The organism is Paraburkholderia oxyphila NBRC 105797 (assembly GCF_000685075.1).
Classification (GTDB): Bacteria; Pseudomonadota; Gammaproteobacteria; order Burkholderiales; family Burkholderiaceae; genus Paraburkholderia; species Paraburkholderia oxyphila.
Window position 1 is genome coordinate 1 of sequence record NZ_BAYD01000110.1, and the last position, 17806, is coordinate 17806.

Annotated in this window: 12 protein-coding genes and 3 pseudogenes; 8 read left to right on the forward strand and 7 right to left on the reverse strand. The window is 58.8% G+C overall.

From position 1 onward, the window contains the following. Nucleotides 1-668, reverse strand: a 668-nt coding sequence (locus BO1_RS39620; protein WP_245644022.1) for a serine hydrolase domain-containing protein, incomplete at its 3' end; no start/stop codon positions are given. Nucleotides 669-1151: 483 nt separating this feature from the next. Between BO1_RS39620 and BO1_RS39630 the strand changes: the two genes are divergently transcribed. From BO1_RS39630 to BO1_RS39655, 6 genes are all read left to right on the forward strand, one after another. Next, nucleotides 1152-3509 carry a TonB-dependent receptor gene (locus tag BO1_RS39630; protein ID WP_043288571.1) on the forward strand — a complete coding sequence of 786 codons (2358 nt, stop codon included), beginning with the start codon at nucleotides 1152-1154 and terminating at the stop codon, nucleotides 3507-3509. Between the two features lie 103 nt (nucleotides 3510-3612). Next, nucleotides 3613-4308: an energy transducer TonB gene (locus BO1_RS39635; protein WP_028222315.1), complete on the forward strand. Its 696-nt coding sequence runs from the start codon at nucleotides 3613-3615 to the stop codon at nucleotides 4306-4308. A 73-nt stretch (nucleotides 4309-4381) separates the two neighbouring features. Further along, complete coding sequence (locus BO1_RS39640; protein ID WP_028222316.1) at nucleotides 4382-5287, forward strand: MotA/TolQ/ExbB proton channel family protein; 906 nt, start codon at nucleotides 4382-4384, stop codon at nucleotides 5285-5287. Between the two features lie 3 nt (nucleotides 5288-5290). Further along, nucleotides 5291-5716: an ExbD/TolR family protein gene (locus tag BO1_RS39645; protein WP_028222317.1), complete on the forward strand. Its 426-nt coding sequence runs from the start codon at nucleotides 5291-5293 to the stop codon at nucleotides 5714-5716. Nucleotides 5717-5774: 58 nt separating this feature from the next. Then, entirely contained in the window at nucleotides 5775-6203 is a 429-nt protein-coding gene (locus BO1_RS39650) for an ExbD/TolR family protein (protein ID WP_028222318.1), read from the forward strand. A 16-nt stretch (nucleotides 6204-6219) separates the two neighbouring features. After that, on the forward strand, nucleotides 6220-7425 hold the full coding sequence (locus tag BO1_RS39655) for a tetratricopeptide repeat protein (RefSeq protein WP_028222319.1): 1206 nt from the start codon (nucleotides 6220-6222) through the stop codon (nucleotides 7423-7425). Between the two features lie 186 nt (nucleotides 7426-7611). Here BO1_RS39655 and BO1_RS54700 read toward each other — a convergent pair. The 3 genes and pseudogenes from BO1_RS54700 to BO1_RS54705 all read right to left on the reverse strand — a co-directional run bounded on the left by BO1_RS54700 (nucleotide 7612) and on the right by BO1_RS54705 (nucleotide 11318). Continuing rightward, a pseudogene (locus BO1_RS54700) lies at nucleotides 7612-8582 on the reverse strand (L-serine ammonia-lyase). 114 nt (nucleotides 8583-8696) lie between these two features. Further along, nucleotides 8697-9824, reverse strand: a complete 1128-nt coding sequence (locus BO1_RS39665; protein WP_084688619.1) for a serine hydrolase domain-containing protein — start codon at nucleotides 9822-9824, stop codon at nucleotides 8697-8699. 135 nt (nucleotides 9825-9959) lie between these two features. Further along, nucleotides 9960-11318, reverse strand: coding sequence for a D-serine ammonia-lyase (locus tag BO1_RS54705; protein WP_043288575.1), 1359 nt, complete (start codon nucleotides 11316-11318; stop codon nucleotides 9960-9962). A gap of 107 nt (nucleotides 11319-11425) precedes the next feature. Here BO1_RS54705 and BO1_RS39675 point away from each other — a divergent pair, with 107 nt between their 5' ends. Beyond that, a complete protein-coding gene (locus tag BO1_RS39675; protein WP_028222321.1) occupies nucleotides 11426-12364 on the forward strand; it encodes a LysR family transcriptional regulator in 939 nt (312 codons plus the stop codon). A gap of 395 nt (nucleotides 12365-12759) precedes the next feature. Here the strand turns inward: BO1_RS39675 and BO1_RS39680 are convergent, their stop codons facing one another. The 3 genes and pseudogenes from BO1_RS39680 to BO1_RS54715 all read right to left on the reverse strand — a co-directional run. After that, complete coding sequence (locus BO1_RS39680) at nucleotides 12760-14226, reverse strand: M81 family metallopeptidase (protein WP_028222322.1); 1467 nt, start codon at nucleotides 14224-14226, stop codon at nucleotides 12760-12762. Nucleotides 14227-14370: 144 nt separating this feature from the next. Then, the gene (locus BO1_RS54710) at nucleotides 14371-15987 is read right to left on the reverse strand and encodes a serine hydrolase domain-containing protein (RefSeq protein WP_052409780.1); all 1617 of its coding nucleotides are present in this window, start codon (nucleotides 15985-15987) and stop codon (nucleotides 14371-14373) included. 533 nt (nucleotides 15988-16520) lie between these two features. Beyond that, a pseudogene (locus tag BO1_RS54715) lies at nucleotides 16521-16910 on the reverse strand (SAM-dependent methyltransferase); the annotation flags it as partial. Between the two features lie 33 nt (nucleotides 16911-16943). Here BO1_RS54715 and BO1_RS61545 point away from each other — a divergent pair. Further along, a pseudogene (locus BO1_RS61545) lies at nucleotides 16944-17527 on the forward strand (IS3 family transposase); the annotation flags it as partial. Nucleotides 17528-17806 lie beyond the last annotated feature (279 nt).

Below are 17806 nucleotides of genomic sequence, written 5' to 3' on the forward strand. Positions count from 1 at the left end.
CCCCGCCGCCAGCCCCCATCCGCCGCAGGCATGTGCATAGTCGCAATCCCCGGCACAATCACATAGTCGCTCGGCACCGACGCGGTATCTGCCATCCTCAACGGGTCAAACAGGCGTGACTTCAACTGGCTCTCAAACGCATCTCCTCCCACGCGCTCGATCGCGATCGACACCAGATGATATCCCCCATTGTTGTAAATCATCGCTTCGCCAGGCACGAAATTGCGCCCCGTCTGCCTGACCTGTGTCGCGAGCGCCGTACCCTGCTGCGGCACTGCCATCGCGTGGAACAGAAAACCGAGATCGAGATAGCAGCGCGAACCACCGCGGTGCTGCAAAAGCTGACGAAGACTCGGCTCCCCCCCCGGTCCCGTCAACTCGGGTATATAGGTGCGAATCGACGCGTCGAGATCAAGCTTCCCCTCCTCGGCCAGCAGGAGCGCCAACAGTGCCGTGAAATGCTTGCTGGTCGATCCGATCCGTAACCGCGTCGCTGGAGTGTTGACCACTCCGTGCTCCAGGCTCGCCAGACCGAACCCGCGCCGATACAGAACTTGCCCATGCAAAGCGACACCCACCACCAGCCCTGGCGCATCACTGCGATTGAACGCCGAAAAAACAGCATCGATTGCACCGCCCTGCCCTGTTGACCCTGCACCCTCCATCATCACTCTCCTTGTTGGAACTCGCGCCATCATCCGCACGCTGCGGGACAGTTTACTTTATGTTTTCCCATGTGGATATATTTTCCTATATGGAAAATTAGGTGGCACCCGGGTCACTCGGTCTCGCTATCCAATATTGAGAGGCTTGAATCAATGAGCTCGCCCGGGTGCAGCGTGGTTCAAACGGCGTTTGCGCTCAAGCGCTCGTAGCTCCCAGCCTGAATATCCTCAGACCTGTCCACACATAAGCGGCCATCCGCCGTACGCCCCATCGTCAGATCCGTCGCGTGTAAACGAACGTCGCCCAAGTGCTGCTGAAGGCGATCAACATGTTGGCACCTGAAGGGAAACCCTATCATCCGTGAAAATTTTTTCTTTTTCGGATAATTTTTGCTATTCTAGCCGCCAAGGCCTCAACTTGAGGCTAACCGGCAACAACATAATCAGCTAACCGAACATCCGCCCGGAAGTTTGAGGAGACTCACAGTGACTAGTCAGAAAGACCGGCATCCATTCTCCCGACGTACGCACCATGGTCGCACGACGTTCCCGCTGCAAACCAGCGGACGTTACGCGCCGTTCATCGTTGGACCTGTTGTGAGCCTGACCGTACTTTGCGCGCATGCACAAACCACTCCGCCCGGCACGGATCAGGCCGCAACACCAGCGCAGGTTAATGCGGCAAGCGCTCCCAAATCAGTAACGGCGCCGTCGTCGAGATCAGCGAAGACGACTAACTCGGCTACGACACTGAATACCTTCGAAGTTACGGCGAACCGACGTCGCGAGCCAGCGCGCGAAGTCCCGATGCAATTGAACGTACTGAGCTCGCAGGAACTTCAGCGCAAAGGGGCCACCTCGATGCAGGACTACCTATCGAAGGAGCCGGGCGTATCGCTAGTATCTTCTGGCCCAGTCAACCAAATCAGCATGCGGGGAATTACTACAGGCTCGGATATTTCGCCAACCGTCGGCGTCTATGTGGATGACATTCCATTTGGCGGCAGCACGATTTGGAGCCGTGGTGCGCAACTAGCGCTAGACATGGGTCTCCTGGATCTGAACCATATCGAAATACTTCGTGGTCCACAAGGAACCCTCTATGGTGCCGGAGCTATGGGCGGCCTGCTTAAGTACGTCACCAACGAGCCCGATTCAGACGGAGGCCTATACGGTCATATAGGCGGATCGATCTCTGGAACCGACCATGGCGGCCTCAACCACACCGAGAATGCGGTAATTAACGTGCCGATCAAGGATGATGTTGCGGCTCTTCGCATCAGCGCTTTTGATCAGCATGACGCAGGATTTGTCAATCGCATCGGAAGCGATCCCGAGAGCGGCGTCAATGAAGGAACGACAATTGGCGGACGGGCATCTCTCACTGTAACGCCGACTAAAGATCTGACTGTCCGCCTGACTGCCACAACTCAGCAGACCAAGCGAGATGGGACTGGTGCGGTCGACTACAATTTCACAACGCGAGAGCCGTTATATGGGGATCTCACCCAGAGTCGACAGGTCAATGAACCCTACAACCAGCTTATTGGCCTCTACTCCGCCGATATTGAATATGATTTTGGATGGGCACGTTTGAATGCTATTTCGGCATTTCAGACCATTCGCACCAGTAGTACGGCCGACTACTCATCGGTCTATGTCCCGTTGCTGAACGCGGGATTTGCTTCGCCCATCTATAATGCGGCAGCTGCCGAAACTGATTTATATACGAAAAAGTTTACACAGGAATTCCGCTTAACTTCCCCCGCCAACCGAAGTCTCGAATGGGTCGCGGGGCTGTTCTATACTCACGAAACCTCTACCAATGACCAAAGTCTTATTGCGTCCGGATCGAGCCTGACAAGTAATCTGCTCGAGGCTGAGTTGCCCTCAACCTACAAGGAATACGCAGCGTACGGTGATTTAACCTACCACTTCACCACTCGTCTTTCAGCCACGGCGGGTCTGCGGGTCGCGCACAACGATCAAACATTTGATTCTTTCACTTCAGGGCCGCTCGCCGGAGGAACCTCGAATCAGCCTGGGGTGTCGGCTGATACCAGCAAAACCTATCTGTTTACACTCGGTTATCAGCTGACCCAGAATAGTAACGCCTACGGACGTATTGCGTCGGGCTATCGCCCTGGAGGGCCACAACCGAGCCTGCTGGATCTTGCGACGGGAACCAAGACGCCTGGCACATTCAGCCCGGACACGCTCACCAGTTATGAACTGGGCTACAAAGCCGATTTTCTGGATAAGCGAGCGTCGTTGTCGCTATCTGCCTATGACATTGAATGGAGAAGCATTCAACTCAGCAGCTATGTGAACGGACTGAGTCTTATTACCAACGGCGGTAGAGCCCGGTCCCAGGGGCTAGAGTTCTTTGGCAACCTGAATCCCTCGCCTCAATGGCGACTGAGCGGATCGCTCACTTATACTGATGCGAGGCTCACGCAGGACGTGCCAGGAATACAGGCCGTTTCAGGGGACCGCATGCCGAACACTCCCACATTCTCAGCAACGTTAAACGCGGATTATCTCTTCACTGTCGACACATATCGTGCTTACGTGGGGGCCACTGAATCCTATATCGGACCACGTAATTCTGGATTTAACAATAGCTCGGTAGACCCGAACTTCCAGTTGCCAGGGTATTTCACCACCGATCTTCGTGCCGGCATTGATCTGAGAAAGGCGAACGTCGCTGTCTTTGTACACAACCTTTTCAATCGACGCGCAATGTCAAGCGCCAACAACGCGCTTGTACCGGCTGGCGGCCCGGCTTGGGTCACGTTCATCCAGCCGTTTACCGTCGGCATGCAGGTCGATGTTCCATTTTAATTTCTTTGAATGAAATATTTCGCAATACGAATCATCGTGTTTTATGCAGTCGAATCTCGCCTTCCATAGCGGACGATTTTGACCTTGGAGAACTAAAGTGGGCGTGAAAATCGAGGAACATTTGTCCGTGTCGAATAGCGGGCTTGCAAGGCTGGGGTTCCCTCGCGAGTTTGGCAAAAAACAGCGCAATCCGGTGCGCCGCTATGGCGGTATCGCGGCCGTTCTTCTGTTGCACGTAGTCCTGATTTACGCGCTGCTCAATGGACTGGCCACCAAGGTCGTCCAGGTCATTCAGCATCCGATCGAGACGCGGATCGTCGAGCCGGTGAAGCCGCCGCCTCCGCCACCGTTGCCCGTCGTGCAGTTGCCGCCGCCGAAGTTCGCGCCGCCGCCGCCGCCGTTCGTGCCGCCGCCAGAGGTTCCGGTGCAGGCGCCACCTCAGGCGATCATTACGCACCAGGCGGCGCCCGTTCCCTCGGCACCCGCCGTCGCGGCTCCTGTAGCGGCGCCTGCGCCCACCAAGCCGGTCAGTCACGAGGTGGGGGTCGTCTGCCCGAACTCGGACCAGATTCGAGCATCGATGCAGTACCCGAAGGAGGCGCTGAAAAACAACATTACCGGCGAAGTGAAAATCGAGTTCGTGGTCAACACAGAAGGTCAAATTACCGACCTGCGCGTTGCGGAGTCAGCTGATCCCATCCTGGACCGAGCTGCCCTGAACACCGTCAAGCAGTTTAACTGTGTGACGCAAGGTGAGGCAGTACGTGTGCAGGTTCCGTTCTCCTTCAACCTGAACTGAATGGCTTATGCCAATCATCGTCGAAGAATGGCCAAGCACTTTTTGTACATTTAACGAATCATTTGGAGTAGGTATGACAAAGCGCTCTCTAGCCGCACTGACGGCAAGCATGCTGATTTCTCTAACCGCCGTTGACGGACTTGTGACACCACAAATGGCCCTTGCACAAGCTAGCGACGCAACGGTTGCCGCATCGGCTGCCACGGCACCGACGGCTGCACCTGCAGATCAGGCGGTGCCCCCACCGGCCCCGGCCACCTCGGAAACCGTCAGCAACCCCTACGGTCTTGGCGCCCTCTGGAAGAACGGCGACTTCGTTGCCCGCTTCGTGCTGATCCTGCTGGTGATCATGTCGATGGGAAGCTGGTACATCATGATCACGAAGTTCTTCGAGCAGTACCGTGCTAACCGCCGCTTCAAGAGCGCGGACGAACAGTTGTGGACCGCCCCTTCGCTCAGCGAAGGCGCAAAGCTGCTGGACGAAGCATCGCCGTTCCGTTTCATCGCCGAAACGGCCATCGAAGCTGGCGAACACCACGACGAGGCCCTCCTCGAAGCCGTCGATCGCAACACCTGGATCGACGTGTCGGTCGACCGCGCGATCACCAACGTCTCGAACCGCCTGCAAGATGGCCTCGCCTTCCTGGGTACGGTGGGCTCGACGGCGCCGTTCGTCGGTCTGTTCGGTACGGTCTGGGGTATCTATCACGCACTGACGGCAATCGGTATCGCTGGCCAGGCTTCGATCGACAAGGTCGCGGGTCCGGTGGGTGAAGCGCTGATCATGACGGCAATCGGTCTGGCTGTGGCTGTGCCGGCCGTGCTGGGCTACAACTTCCTCGTTCGCCGCAACAAGTCGGTGATGGAACGGGTACGCGGCTTCGGTGCTCAACTGCACACGGTCCTGCTGGCTGGCGGCAAGAAATCGAAGCGTGCTGTGGCAGGTCAAAAGGCGACGCTGGTCGAACAGGCGGGCTAAATCATGGCTATGAGCGTTGGGCAAGATGGAGATGAGGACGAAGTCATCTCCGCCATCAACACCACGCCGCTAGTCGATGTGATGCTGGTTTTGCTGATCATCTTTCTGATCACGATTCCGGTGGTTACGCATACGGTGCCGGTGAAGTTGCCGAATGAGGCGATCCAGCCGCTGCAGACCACGCCCAAAAGTATCGTGATCGCGGTGAACCGCGACGGCGATTTCTTCTGGAACGAGAAGCACGTGGACGCAGCGACGCTGCTCACGCAGTTGAAGACCGTGTCGGTGATGCAGCCGCAACCGGAAGTCGACGTGCGCGGCGACCAGAACACGCGTTACGAGTTTATCGGCCGCGTGATCACCGCGTGCGAGCGTGCGGGTATCGCCAAGGTGTCATTTATCACTGAGCCGCCGCCGCGCGGAGGCTAGCTTTGCATGGGACCGCAGGTAAGCGCCAGGGCGCTGACTGCGGTCGACAGGAGCCGTTATGGGAATGAACGTATCTTCAGGTAGTGGCGCCGAACCGGATGTGATGGTCGACATCAACACCACGCCGCTGATCGACGTGATGCTGGTGTTGCTGATCATGCTGATCATCACGATTCCGATCCAGACACATGCCATCAAGATGAACCTGCCGGTAGGCAATCCGCCGCCTCCGGCTGTTCAGCCGGAAGTGGTGCAGATCGATATCGACTTCGACGGCACGATGATGTGGAACGGTCAGGTCCTGCCCGACCGCGCCGCGCTCGATTCTCACCTGCAACAGGTGGCCGCTGAGCCGGTGCAGGCCGAGATCCATCTGCTGCCGAACAAGCTGGTGCCTTACAAGGACGTTGCCGCGGTGCTGGCTTCGGCACAGCGCATCGGCGCCACGAAAATCGGGCTGATCGGCAACGAGCAGTACATGCAATAAGAATGTGAGAGTGCTAATGATCCATCAACGGTTCAAGCGTGCCGTGATTGCGGCCGCTTTCGGGGGGCTGTCCGCCCTCGCCGCGCTGCCGGTCGCGTCACATGCCGCCGATACGCTTCGCCCGGAAATCGCCAAGCCGCTCAACGACGCGCAGACTCTGTACCGCGCGCACAACTACCAAGGTGCGCTGGGCAAGATCGCCGTGGCAGCCGCCGTGCCGAACAAGACACCCTATGAAAGCTATATGGTGGAAGAGATGCGCGGCGCGGCCGCAGCCGCTGCGGGTAACGACGCAGTGGCCGCCCAGGCGTATGAAACCTTGCTGGCCTCCGGCAAGCTGACCGGCGCGGACGAACAACGCGCCTCCGCTGCGCTCGCCGGAATCTACTTCCAGGAGAAGAATTACCCGCTGGCGATCAAGACGGCACAGCGCTATATCAAGGCCGGTGGCAACGATCCCGACATGCGGACCTTGCTGATCCAGTCGTACTACCTGTCCAACGACTGCGCTAACGTGGTAAGCCTGCTCAAGCCCGCGGTGGATGCGCAGGCGCGCGCCGGCCATGCGCCGGACGAGTCGCAGTTGCAGTTACTGGGCACCTGTGCACAGCGCTCGCACGATTCGGCGACGTACCGTGGTGCGCTCGAAAAGCTGGTGGCGTTCCATCCGAAGCAATCGTACTGGGACGACCTGTTCTCGGCGATCCGCAGCAAGCCGGGCTACTCGTCGGCGCTGGACATTGACACCTATCGTCTGCGCCGCGCGAGCGGTGCGTTGACGACGGCTGACGACTACATGCAGATGACGCAGCTGGCGATCGTTGCGGGCACAGCCGCTGAAGGCAAGCAGGTGATCGATCAGGGCTTCACATCTGGCGTGCTCGGTCACGATGCAGGCGCGGATCGCGAGAAGCGTCTGCAGGCGCTGGCGGCAAAGCGTGCCACCAGCACGGTCGACAGCAACGGTGTGCCGATTCCGCCGTTCGACGCGGCCTTCAATCAGGTGTTCGCGGGGCGCGCTCAACAGGGGCTCGCCACCATGGAGGCGCTGATCGCCAAGGGTGGGCTCGACCATCCAGACCAGGCGCAACTGCACCTGGGCGAGGGGTACTACGTCGCGGGGCAGAAGGCGAAGGCCATCCAGGCGTTCAAGGCCGTCAAGGACGACGACGGCTCGGCTGATCTGGCCCGGTTGTGGGTACTGGTTGCATCCAGAAAGTGAAAGCGATGCACGAGGCAAGAAGAAACGTGAAGTTGCGGCAATGGCTGAGGCAAGCGAGCGCTGCCATTGCGCACTTCTGTGATCGCCGGAAGAGTCTGGCCGGACCATCGAAAATCCTAAAAAGAGAGCGCCCATGCACGCTGGCCTGAGCCAGCATCGCAATCATTCGCCCTCCAACATCGTTACTCAACACTCGACGATATTCACGGCCAGGCCGCCGCGCGACGTTTCCTTATACTTGGTCTTCATATCCGCGCCGGTTTCACGCATCGTCTTGATCACCGAATCCAGCGACACGTAATGGCTGCCGTCAGCGCGCAACGTCATGCGTGCCGCGTTGACCGCTTTCACGGACGCCATTGCGTTGCATTCGATGCAAGGAATCTGCACCATGCCGCCGACTGGATCGCACGCCAGCCGGAGGTTGTGCTCCATGCCGATCTCGGCGGCATTCTCGACCTGTTCAGGCGCCCCTCCCATGACTGCAGCCAGCGCGCCGGCTGCCATCGAGCAGGCCACACCGACCTCGCCCTGGCAGCCCACTTTCGCGCCGGAGATCGACGCATTCAGCTTGTACAGAATGCCGATGGCCGCCGCCGTCATCAGGAAGTCGATCACGCCCTTCTGGTTCGAGCCCGGCATGAAGCGCGTGTAGTAATGCAGCACGGCGGGGATGATGCCGGCCGCGCCGTTGGTTGGCGCGCTCACGACACGGCCGCCCGCCGCGTTTTCTTCGTTGACGGCTATCGCGTACAGGTCGATCCAGTCGACCATCGACAGCGGATCGCGCAACGCTAGCTCCGGTTTGCCCGACAACGCGCGATACAACTGCGGCGCGCGGCGCTTCACCTGAAACGGTCCCGGCAGATTGCCGTCGGCATCGGGATTGTTGATAGACGTTGCCCGTCCGAATCAGGATCGACGGTATCCGGCGCGTCGCCCATCAAGCCCAGCATTACGCCACGATCGGTGCCGTGACCTTTGCCGGTTGCGCCGAGCGAGCCGTATAGGTCCACCTTCAGCGAAGCTGTGGCAGTCAGCAACGCGTCGCCTTCGAGCCCCTGTGCAAACATCAGCGCCGCGCGCATCGGCCCGACCGTATGCGATCTGGACGGACCAATGCCGATTTTGAAGAGATCGAATACACTGACTGCCACTACCGCTCCCTGAAAATAGGAAAAGTAGAGTTGGCGTGCCGGAAACGGCAGACACACTGCCAGCTACCGGGTCGCCGCCGACGTAAGCCTTAGCGTGATCGGTGAGTGATGTTGTTACGTGTACCGGTTGGCATGCACTCTTGCAAGCGCGGGAAAATTGCCGTTAAGAGCCACATCCGAAGCCCCGGCCGGGATGACACCGGCGTGCATCGAACCGACATTCGCCAATACTGCTGCGACGCAGTCTCCCGTCTCAGCCCACCAAAAACTGGCCGTGAAGCCGAGAACACTGCCGTTATGGCCGTTTAGAAAGCCATCCTTGGTGTCGAAGCGAAACAGGCCGCATCCCGCGTCCGCGTTCGGTCGGGCGCTGATCCAAGTCCTCATGCGGTCCTGCATACCAGTACTGAGCAGCTTGCCGTCCCGCAGCGCCAAGCCAAAACGGACGAGGTCTCGTGGCGACGAAACAATGCCTCCCGCCGCCCATTCAACAGAAAGGTTGGAACCGGTGACATCAATCAGGCCATGTGACTGCTCACAAAAAGAGTCCGCGATGCCAGCAGTCTGGCGGAAGGTATCCGTTGCGTAATGATAGCGACGTGGCAACTGTATGCTGTCACGCTCCTCAAAGCCTTCGAGATAGGTATGGGTCAACTCAAGCGGCTCGATAATCCTGCGACGTAGCTCGAATTGTAGTGAAGAGGCCGTAACATGCTCGATGATGAGACCAAGCAGCGTGAAGTTGGTATTTGAATAGGAGAAGCTTTGTCCTGCCGGAAAGAGCGCGGGATGGCCAGGGCCCCGAATATAATCAAGGGGAGCGTACTTATCCCACGTCCGCGGTGGCTCGATGTTCTTACCCCTGGCGTCGCGAATCCAGGCCGGATCGTCTTCCCAACTGGGAACGCCAGCTGTGTGATTCATCAGCTGTTCAATGGTCGCCGAATCCGCATTGGCAATTCCTTCAACGATTGAGGAACCAAGAATCGACGAAGGCGTGGCTTCGAGTGTGAGCCTACCCTCTTGCACAAGCTGGAACACGAGAACACTGACGAACGTCTTCGTGATGCTGCCGATACCAAGAGCGTGATCTTGTGTCATCGGCACATGATCCGTGAGATCAGCGAAACCAGCCGAGTGTGACCAAATGACACCTTTTCGAGTTGCAATCGCGGCAGATACACCGGGGATTCCGATTTCTCCAAATCTTTCGATTTCTGCATTCAGCAATGTATTTGACATATCGCATTCCTCATTATCGTAAAACTAACCCGATTACCAGTATGTCAGGATGACAGCAAGAGTCTGCCCTTCGTTTTTCATCGCCGAGCACTAAGCATGTGACATGCCAATGTGTACGTTTTTTCTATGCGGTTCTCAAAGGCAACGGGGATCAATAACTGAAACGGTGTCAACAAAGTGAGTTTGGCTCCCTCTTAGCTCCCGGCCACGCTCCTGAAAGCGGCGATGTTCCGGCTGCGGCACAAGGGAGCCACCCGTCGCCCAGATGACGTGTGTGGCACCAGTCAGGTCGATATCGTGTGTACGCAGATATGAGCGCCCTCCCGGCGACAGGGTGAGCCATGCCGGGCCGCTTATTCCGGCTGCCGCGGAGGGTTCGAGTTCGATCCCCATTGTTTGCTTCGCTTTGAGAAGATCGACATACAGTTGCTCATCGCGGACTGTGTACACCCCCGATAGCTGCGAGGCCATCAGTGGACCGACAAACGGCGATGCCTGCCCGACAGCCAGCCCGTCGGCATCGGTCTGGTTGTCGAGCCCGATGTCGTACACGGATACCGGCTGCTGCGGACCAATGGCCAGTTGCAGCAGCATGCAGGGAGAAGCCACCGGCTCGGCAAAGAAGCAATGTACGTTTCGGCCGAACAAGGCCTTGAGACCATAGGTCAGGCCGCCAGGCGCCCCGCCCACACCGCATGGGAGGTAGACGAAAAGGGGATGTGCCGCATCGACTGGCCTGCCCGCCTCGGCGAGTTGAAGGGCCAGATGGCGTGCGCCCGCCGCGTACCCCAGAAACAACATCCGCGACCGTTCATCGTCGACGAAATGACAACGTGAGGTCGCCAGCGCCTCTTCACGTCCGGCGGCGACCGCTTTGGCGTAGTCGCCTTCATGTTCGACCACCCGCACACCACGCGCTCTCAGGCGGTCCTTCTTCCACGGCTTCGCGTCGGTGGACATGTGGACGACAGTTTCAAACCCGAGCGCGGCAGCGAGCACGCCGATGCTGAGACCGAGATTGCCTGTGCTGCCGACCGCAACTGTATGCGTCGCAAAGAGCTTGCGCGCGCGCTCTGATGCGAGAAGCCGGCGATCGCCATCGGGCGTCAGCAAGCCGTCCTCGAGCGCAATCGACTCCGCAAGCGCGAGCACCTCGTGAAATCCCCCACGGGCCTTGATCGATCCGGCCACCGCTAGTGCGTCGTCGCGTTTGATGTACCAGGCACCCTGCTGCTGGTTCTGGCCGGCTGCAATTTGCAAGGGTTCCGCGGCAGTGAGAATGGATTCGACCTTTCCGCCGGTGTCTGACAGTTCGGCGAACAGCGTTGCCATTAATGGCGCGCAACGTTGCAGTCGAGCGGCGGCCTCGGCGAGGTCGTCAGCATGCGGGGCGTCCACTGGCAACGTGCTCCCCAAATTCGGGTTGAGCCAAAGAAGGGGACGCCTTTGTTGCAGTCCAGCTAATAGGTCGGAAGATAGCAGCGTGCTTGGCATTTTGGCAAAATTCCTCTGTTTTCCCAATTCATGTGGAATAGTAGGGAATGGATACCAATCAAAATAGCGCCAATTTCTTATCAATCCATTAGCCAGACTAATGTCAAATGCTCGACTCCTCGATCCTCGGGGGCTTGCGGTGCTTCGAGACCGCAGCACGCCTCCTCAGCTTTACCAAGGCCGCTCAGTCGCTCAACCTGACGCAGAGCGCGGTCAGCCAGCAGATCCGCAATCTCGAAGATCGCCTGGGCTATCCGCTGTTTTTGCGTCAGTCCCGGGGGCTCGTCCTGACGGCGAAGGGCAAGGTTCTGTTCGATTCGACAACCAAGGCGTTCTTCGATATCGATTGCGCGCTGCAACGGCTCGCGCTCTCGGACGCTCCGCTCCATCTGAGTTGCCTGCCTTCCTTTGCGCTTCAATGGCTGATGCCACGATTGACCGAGTTTCATCGTCAGCAACCCGACGTCTCAGTACGTCTCGAGGCCGAGTTCCAAACGCTGGATGAAAAGGAGATGGAAGCGCTCGATATCGACGTCGCCGTGCGTTACGATCCTGTCGCCTATACCCATATCCACGCCGACATCCTGCTGGACGAGTGTCTTGTTGCGGTTGCAACATCCGAATACCTTGCCGAACATCCTGCTTTTGCCACAGGCGTGTCGCTCGACGGTGTCGTGCTTCTCCACGACGCCGCGCCGTGGATTGGAGCCGCATCGTTCGTCGAATGGCGAACCTGGCTCGAGGCGCACAAGCCCGAATGGCTTCCCCACCTGGAAGGCCCTCAGTTCAATCTGTCGAGTCTCGCGATCAGTGCCGCTCTGAATCACCAAGGTGTCGCAATGGGCCGGGGTGCTCTGGTTTTCAATGAAATAAAGAGCGGGCGGCTAGTCAACGTGTTTGATAAACAGGTCACGGCACCTGCGCGATATGTCCTGCTCTCCCGGCAACCGGATGATCGGAGGGTAGCCATTTTTTCCTCCTGGCTCAAAGCCGAATGCGCACGTTTCGATATCGAGCGCAGGCAATTGCTGGCGCCGTCGCGCTGATCACCCGACTTCCATTTCTGCTCGTAGTGTTTATGGAACCATTCTCTCCGTGGAATCGAAAGAGGCACTATGGGACAGGTGTCTCACTGAAACGGTTGGGATATTTCGCGAACAGATCGGCCGTGTATTCGTTGACCTTGTGAGCAAGGTCATGGCATTCTCGCCCCTGCCGCCAGACGACCCTGGGTGCAGTCGACGAAACAACGCTGGCGGCAATCCGCTGCTTGCTCCTTTCCGCTGTTGGTCCTCGACACTCCCTTTCGACAATACCCAGCCAAAAAGATCGCCGCCGTGGCTCTGCAGTGCCTCCCCCCAGAACGGCGGCACAAACTGGTTATGGACTGTCCTTGATCGTCTACCCCTTCAGACCAAGGGTAACCTTCAATTCATCAGGTTCAATTCGACGATGCATGGGGATTGTTCATACGCGGCCAGTAGTTCAGATCGCGCACGCTATACGGAATGTTCGCGAAGTCTGGCGTGATCGCACCTGGCGTCGAGACGTAGACGACCGCCGTCGCGAGTGGCGAAAATTCCGCATGGAAATGCTGCGTCGACTTGACGATCACGAGGCGTTTGTCCGTCAGGTCAAGTCCGAGTCCGGTGAATGCGTCCACACCAAATACTTGGCTTCGCACCGAAGCCAGCAGCAAATGCACACCATTCGGCGCTTCAACCCAGACACTTGGCCCCAACGGGGCACGATTACCCAATGCGGTTTGCGAGTGCGCTTCGCCGACAGCGCGCACCGTCACCCGAAGGTCCACGGGGTTCCCTGACGTCGGTCCGCATTTGCCACCGAGACGCAGATCGATGACCGCACCGACACCTGCGTCTCTACAGATCTGGATAGCGCCGAGGTCCCAGAACGCACCGATGACAGCGTTGCCTATGTTGCGTTCGACAAGGCGCTGCAAGATGAATGTCGAATCGCCAGGTGCCCCGCCCCCAGGATTGTCTGCGACGTCGGCCAATACGACGGTGCCGGGTGGCGCCGCAAGCGCCGCATCGAGCGCGGCGTCGAGTTCGAGTGCATTGCCTCCGGTTTGTTCGCGCAGCTCCCAGAATTCGTGGCCCAGTTCAGTCGCCAAAGCCTGAGCGCGCGCGAGATTGTTGTCGGTCACCACCCATGCTTTGGCACCCGACTCGGGGACGTCGCCCCACGGGAAGCCATGGCCGAGCGACACCGACAGAACCCCGTCACGCCCCTCGAACGACTGCATGTGCTTGACGAACCCCGACATAGGCTCGCGAGTCGTATGCCACAGACCCACCATCTTGCAGTCGAACACGGCGGTCGTCGGCCGCACGCGCCCTTCTGCGGTGTCGACGAGGATGCGATAGAGTTCAAGCGCTCGTGGATTGCCGTCGACGTGTGGATACTCCTTGAACGCGACAAGCACGTCGGCAGATTTGAACATCAGCTCCGTCGCATGACAGTGCAGGTCCAGCTCGACACCGATCGGCACATTTGGCCCCACAATGGCCCGAACTCTCGACAGCAGATCACCTTCGCAGTCGTCGTACCCTTCCGCCACCATTGCCCCGTGAAGGAACATCTGCACGACGTCGACGGGCATCGCGGCACGCAGGTCAATCAGAATCTGGTCGCGCAGATCCTCGTAAACCGCACGTACCGTACGTCCGGACGGTTGCGCGAATGCACATAGACTTTCGACGACCTGGTGGCCGTCGGCCTCCATTGTCGTGCGCAAGAAGCGCAATAGACCACCGATGGTTTCAGGCGCACTCACGGTCGCGTCGCCACGGTAAATACCATACTCCTCAAAGCCGCCCAAGCCTGTTGGGGCGGCGGCAAAAGTATTCGTCTCCGTTGCCAGTTGGGCAATAAACATCTTCATGGTTTCACTCCGCTTCTCAAGATATTGTTGTTCGCTTGATGGTCAGATTGCGAATGCGCGGCATGTCCGCGCAGCGGCACTTCACTCGGCCGCTTGCACAAGCGTCATCGTCGATTTCGACTCGTTCAAAGATGGCTGTCGCCACTAGATGCGCTCGAATGCAAGCCCTCGCGTGCGCATGGAATTGGCCCCGAAGCCGTTCATCCGCCCGTCGATCTTAGAGAAGCTCAACGCGTACGACCATTTCGTGCTTCGTTGCGTCGATATCGCAACGCTCTCCCCGAGGCAGTCCAGGTCGGTTTCGACCGCGCCCCACGCGTCTTCAAAGCGGACAAGCAATCGCCCGTTCTCAGTGGTAATCACCGCCTTTCCATGGCCGTCTTCGCAGCGATATTCGCCGACGGCCGCTTTTGCGAAGGCTGCGACATTGACCGCATCCTTCGATACCTTTTGATACGTGGCTGAACGCCCGCCGAATTTGATCCTCAGCCCGTCACCGGTGCAGGCTTGATCCAGACCAACCTCGATCTCGCCCAAACTCCCGCCCGGTGAAACGACACGGCCGTCCGCTTTCCTTTCCAGCTCCAGTCCCATCGGCGTGCCGCAAACAGTGAGTTTCAACAAGCCGTCTTCATCGGTCAGGCTGTAGACCATTTCCTCCCCTGCCGACCACCAATCGCCGACAAGACTCCGATACGCTTCGCTCTGGACCTTCGACTCGGGTGCATCAAGCTGCCCATCAAGCACCACATCCAGCACCTGGTTGGCCAGCTTCACCGGATCGGCTCCGGGCGCACCATTGACCAGAATCACGATGTCCAGGCCGTGATCCGGGACCGTCAGCATCTGCGAGCTCCCACCGATAACGCCACCCGCATGGTGAACAACGCGCACGCCCCGGTATGTTTCGACCATCAGACCCAGCGCATACGTCCCAGTGGTACCGTCCGGGAAGGACTGACAATCGGTGAGTTCGTGCCACGTCTTCGTCGAGCCAAATTCTTCGCGCGATCGCAAATGCGCCGCCCAGCGCAGCATGTCGTCGACTGTCGAGATGATGGCGCCCTCTCCGCGCACTTCCTCCGACGGGAGCAGCCCCCGCCGCCAGCCCCCATCCTCCGCAGGCATGTGCATAGTCGCAATCCCCGGCACAATCACATAGTCGCTCGGCACCGACGCGGTATCAGCCATCCCCAACGGGTCGAACAACCGCGACTTCAGCTGACTCTCGAACGTGGCACCGCCCACTCGTTCGATTGCGATCGAAACGAGGTGATACCCACTGTTGTTGTAGATCATTGCGTCTCCGGGCGCGAAGTTTCGCCCGACTTGTCTGATCTGCGTGGCCAATACGGTACCTTGCTGCGGCACCGCCAGTCCGTGAAACATAAAGCCGAGATCAAGATAGCATCGCGAGCCACCTCGGTGCTGTAAAAGCTGACGAAGGCTTGGATCGCCCCCCGGTCCCGCCAGCTCGGGGACATAAGTGCGGATCGACGCGTCGAGATCGAGCTTTCCCTCCTCCGCCAACAGAAGTGCCAGCAACGCCGTGAAATGCTTGCTGGTCGAGCCTATTCGCAGCCTCGTAGCCGGGGTGTTGATCACGCCGTGTTCAAGGCTCGCCAGACCGAACCCTCGTCGATACAGAATCCTCCCTTGCCGAGCGACGCCAACCACCATCCCGGGCATATCACTTCGATTGAACGACGAGAAAATCACGTCGATCTTACCTACCAGCCCTTCCACCCCGGCAGCCTCCATCGTCAACTCTCCTTATGGAACGCGCGCCTCCGTTGGCACGACGCAGGACAGTCTAGATGTCTTTTTCCAAAATGGGAAATATTTTCTTAATCGGACAATTTTTGCGCCGCACGCATTGTGAGCGCCGAATGGATGGGCTTGCCGTGTTCTGGCCGCCACCGAAGCCCGTCCGATCGGAAGCCAGCGAACCTACGGACCGAAGCGCATCTCCGTCGCTCGGAAAATCCACAGCGCTTTTTTGCAAATATTTTCTTTTTAAATAATTTTGCTATCTTTGGCGCCACGGATTCAGCCGGGAGTCAACCGTCAACAAAACATCAGTTACCCAAAATCTGCCCGAAAGTTTGGGGTTCTGGGAGCAATGGAAGAGGGAAGTCAGTTAAGCCCAGCGAACGTGCTGGGGCCCTCAAGATTTGGATTTCTTTCTTACGCCAGGTGGCAAGGCACTCCTGCTTTCCGAATGTTGCTGAACGACTCGCAATGGCCCTTCGACGCTCCCGGAAGGAGGCGTTGCCTGAGGCGCCCTCCGTCTGTCAGACTGTGGCCAGCATCAGACGCGACGGTGCGGTACCGATGTGCAATCCGTCGGCATGGTTCGCGAGATAACGCCGGTTCAACTCGTCCGGTGTCAAGCCGTGGCAGTTGCTGAAGCCCAGCGCAGTCAGCATCCCGGCCAGCGCGGCCGGTTCGAAGAAGCTCTTCCACGGCTCGCCACGTTCGGCAAATTGCGCCGTTAGCTGCTCCATGGCGATGCGCATTATTGGGGGCAAGCTGGGCAGCGGTATCGCGTATTCGAATAACACTGCGCTACCCTTGGCACGATCGGCGATGAAGCGCAAGGTCTCGATCACCGCGACCTCGTCGAGGAGAGGTGGCGGCGGAAATTCGGACAGGCCGATAAGTGGAGCGGCTGGGGCCTGACCTGGTCATAGAGGCCGGTGAAAAGGAACCAGAAGATGGCGAAAAGAAGTCGCCGGGCGCACAGCCCGGCATTCAAGGCAAAGGTAGCGCTGGCCGCCCTGAAAGGCGACAAGACGCTGGCAGAGCTGGCGCAGCAGTACGATGTGCACCCGAACCAGATCACGGACTGGAAAAAGCAGTTGCAGGAGCGCGTGTCGGAAGTGTTCGAGACGGGCAAGTCAACGCCGGCTGAGCCACCAGTGGACGTCACGATGCTTCACGCGAAGATTGGCCAGTTCGCGCCGGAGAGCGATTTTTTAAGCGGAGCGCTCGGCAAGGCGGGGTTGCTGAGCGGAAAGCGATGATCGACCGTGCACACGCGCTGCCGATTGCGCAACAGGCACGACTTGTGGGGATCGCCCGATCAAGCGTCTACTACCAGCCGCAACCAGTCAGCGAGATGGAGCTGAAACTGATGCATCGCATCGACGAGCTGCATCTTGAGTTCCCGTTCGCGGGGGCGCGGATGCTGGCGCGTCTGCTGCGCCGCGAAGGCATCAAGGTGGGACGCCGGCACGTGGGCTCGCTGATGATGCCCATGGGCATTAACGCGTTGTACTGCAAGCCGAACACGAGCCGTCGCGACAAGCAGGGGTCGCGGCAAGGTAAGCACTTATGCGCTGCAGCGCATAAGTGCTTACCTTGTTCGCCCCCGATGTTCTACCAGGCGCAAATTGCGCCAACGCATTCAGGCTGATGGCGTGACGCTCTAACACCTGGTTCCAGCGGACCGTCACCCGTCGCCGCTCGCGCGGCTTCGCCTGTCACGGTGCCGGCGCGCGCTGCTTGCCGTCGACCAGCAGCGTCTTCGTGTTGCCCGTCACGATGTACTGCACCCGCTGGGTAGCCGACACGGCGC

Coding starts and splice junctions, on each gene's coding strand:
- BO1_RS54705 (WP_043288575.1), bottom strand. CDS start 11,318: ATGCCAAGCACGCTGCTATCTTCCGACCTATTAGCTGGACTGCAACAA.
- BO1_RS39650 (WP_028222318.1), top strand. CDS start 5,775: ATGGGAATGAACGTATCTTCAGGTAGTGGCGCCGAACCGGATGTGATG.
- BO1_RS54710 (WP_052409780.1), bottom strand. CDS start 15,987: ATGGAGGCTGCCGGGGTGGAAGGGCTGGTAGGTAAGATCGACGTGATT.
- BO1_RS39675 (WP_028222321.1), top strand. CDS start 11,426: ATGCTCGACTCCTCGATCCTCGGGGGCTTGCGGTGCTTCGAGACCGCA.
- BO1_RS39680 (WP_028222322.1), bottom strand. CDS start 14,226: ATGAAGATGTTTATTGCCCAACTGGCAACGGAGACGAATACTTTTGCC.
- BO1_RS39645 (WP_028222317.1), top strand. CDS start 5,291: ATGGCTATGAGCGTTGGGCAAGATGGAGATGAGGACGAAGTCATCTCC.
- BO1_RS39640 (WP_028222316.1), top strand. CDS start 4,382: ATGACAAAGCGCTCTCTAGCCGCACTGACGGCAAGCATGCTGATTTCT.
- BO1_RS39655 (WP_028222319.1), top strand. CDS start 6,220: ATGATCCATCAACGGTTCAAGCGTGCCGTGATTGCGGCCGCTTTCGGG.
- BO1_RS39665 (WP_084688619.1), bottom strand. CDS start 9,824: ATGTCAAATACATTGCTGAATGCAGAAATCGAAAGATTTGGAGAAATC.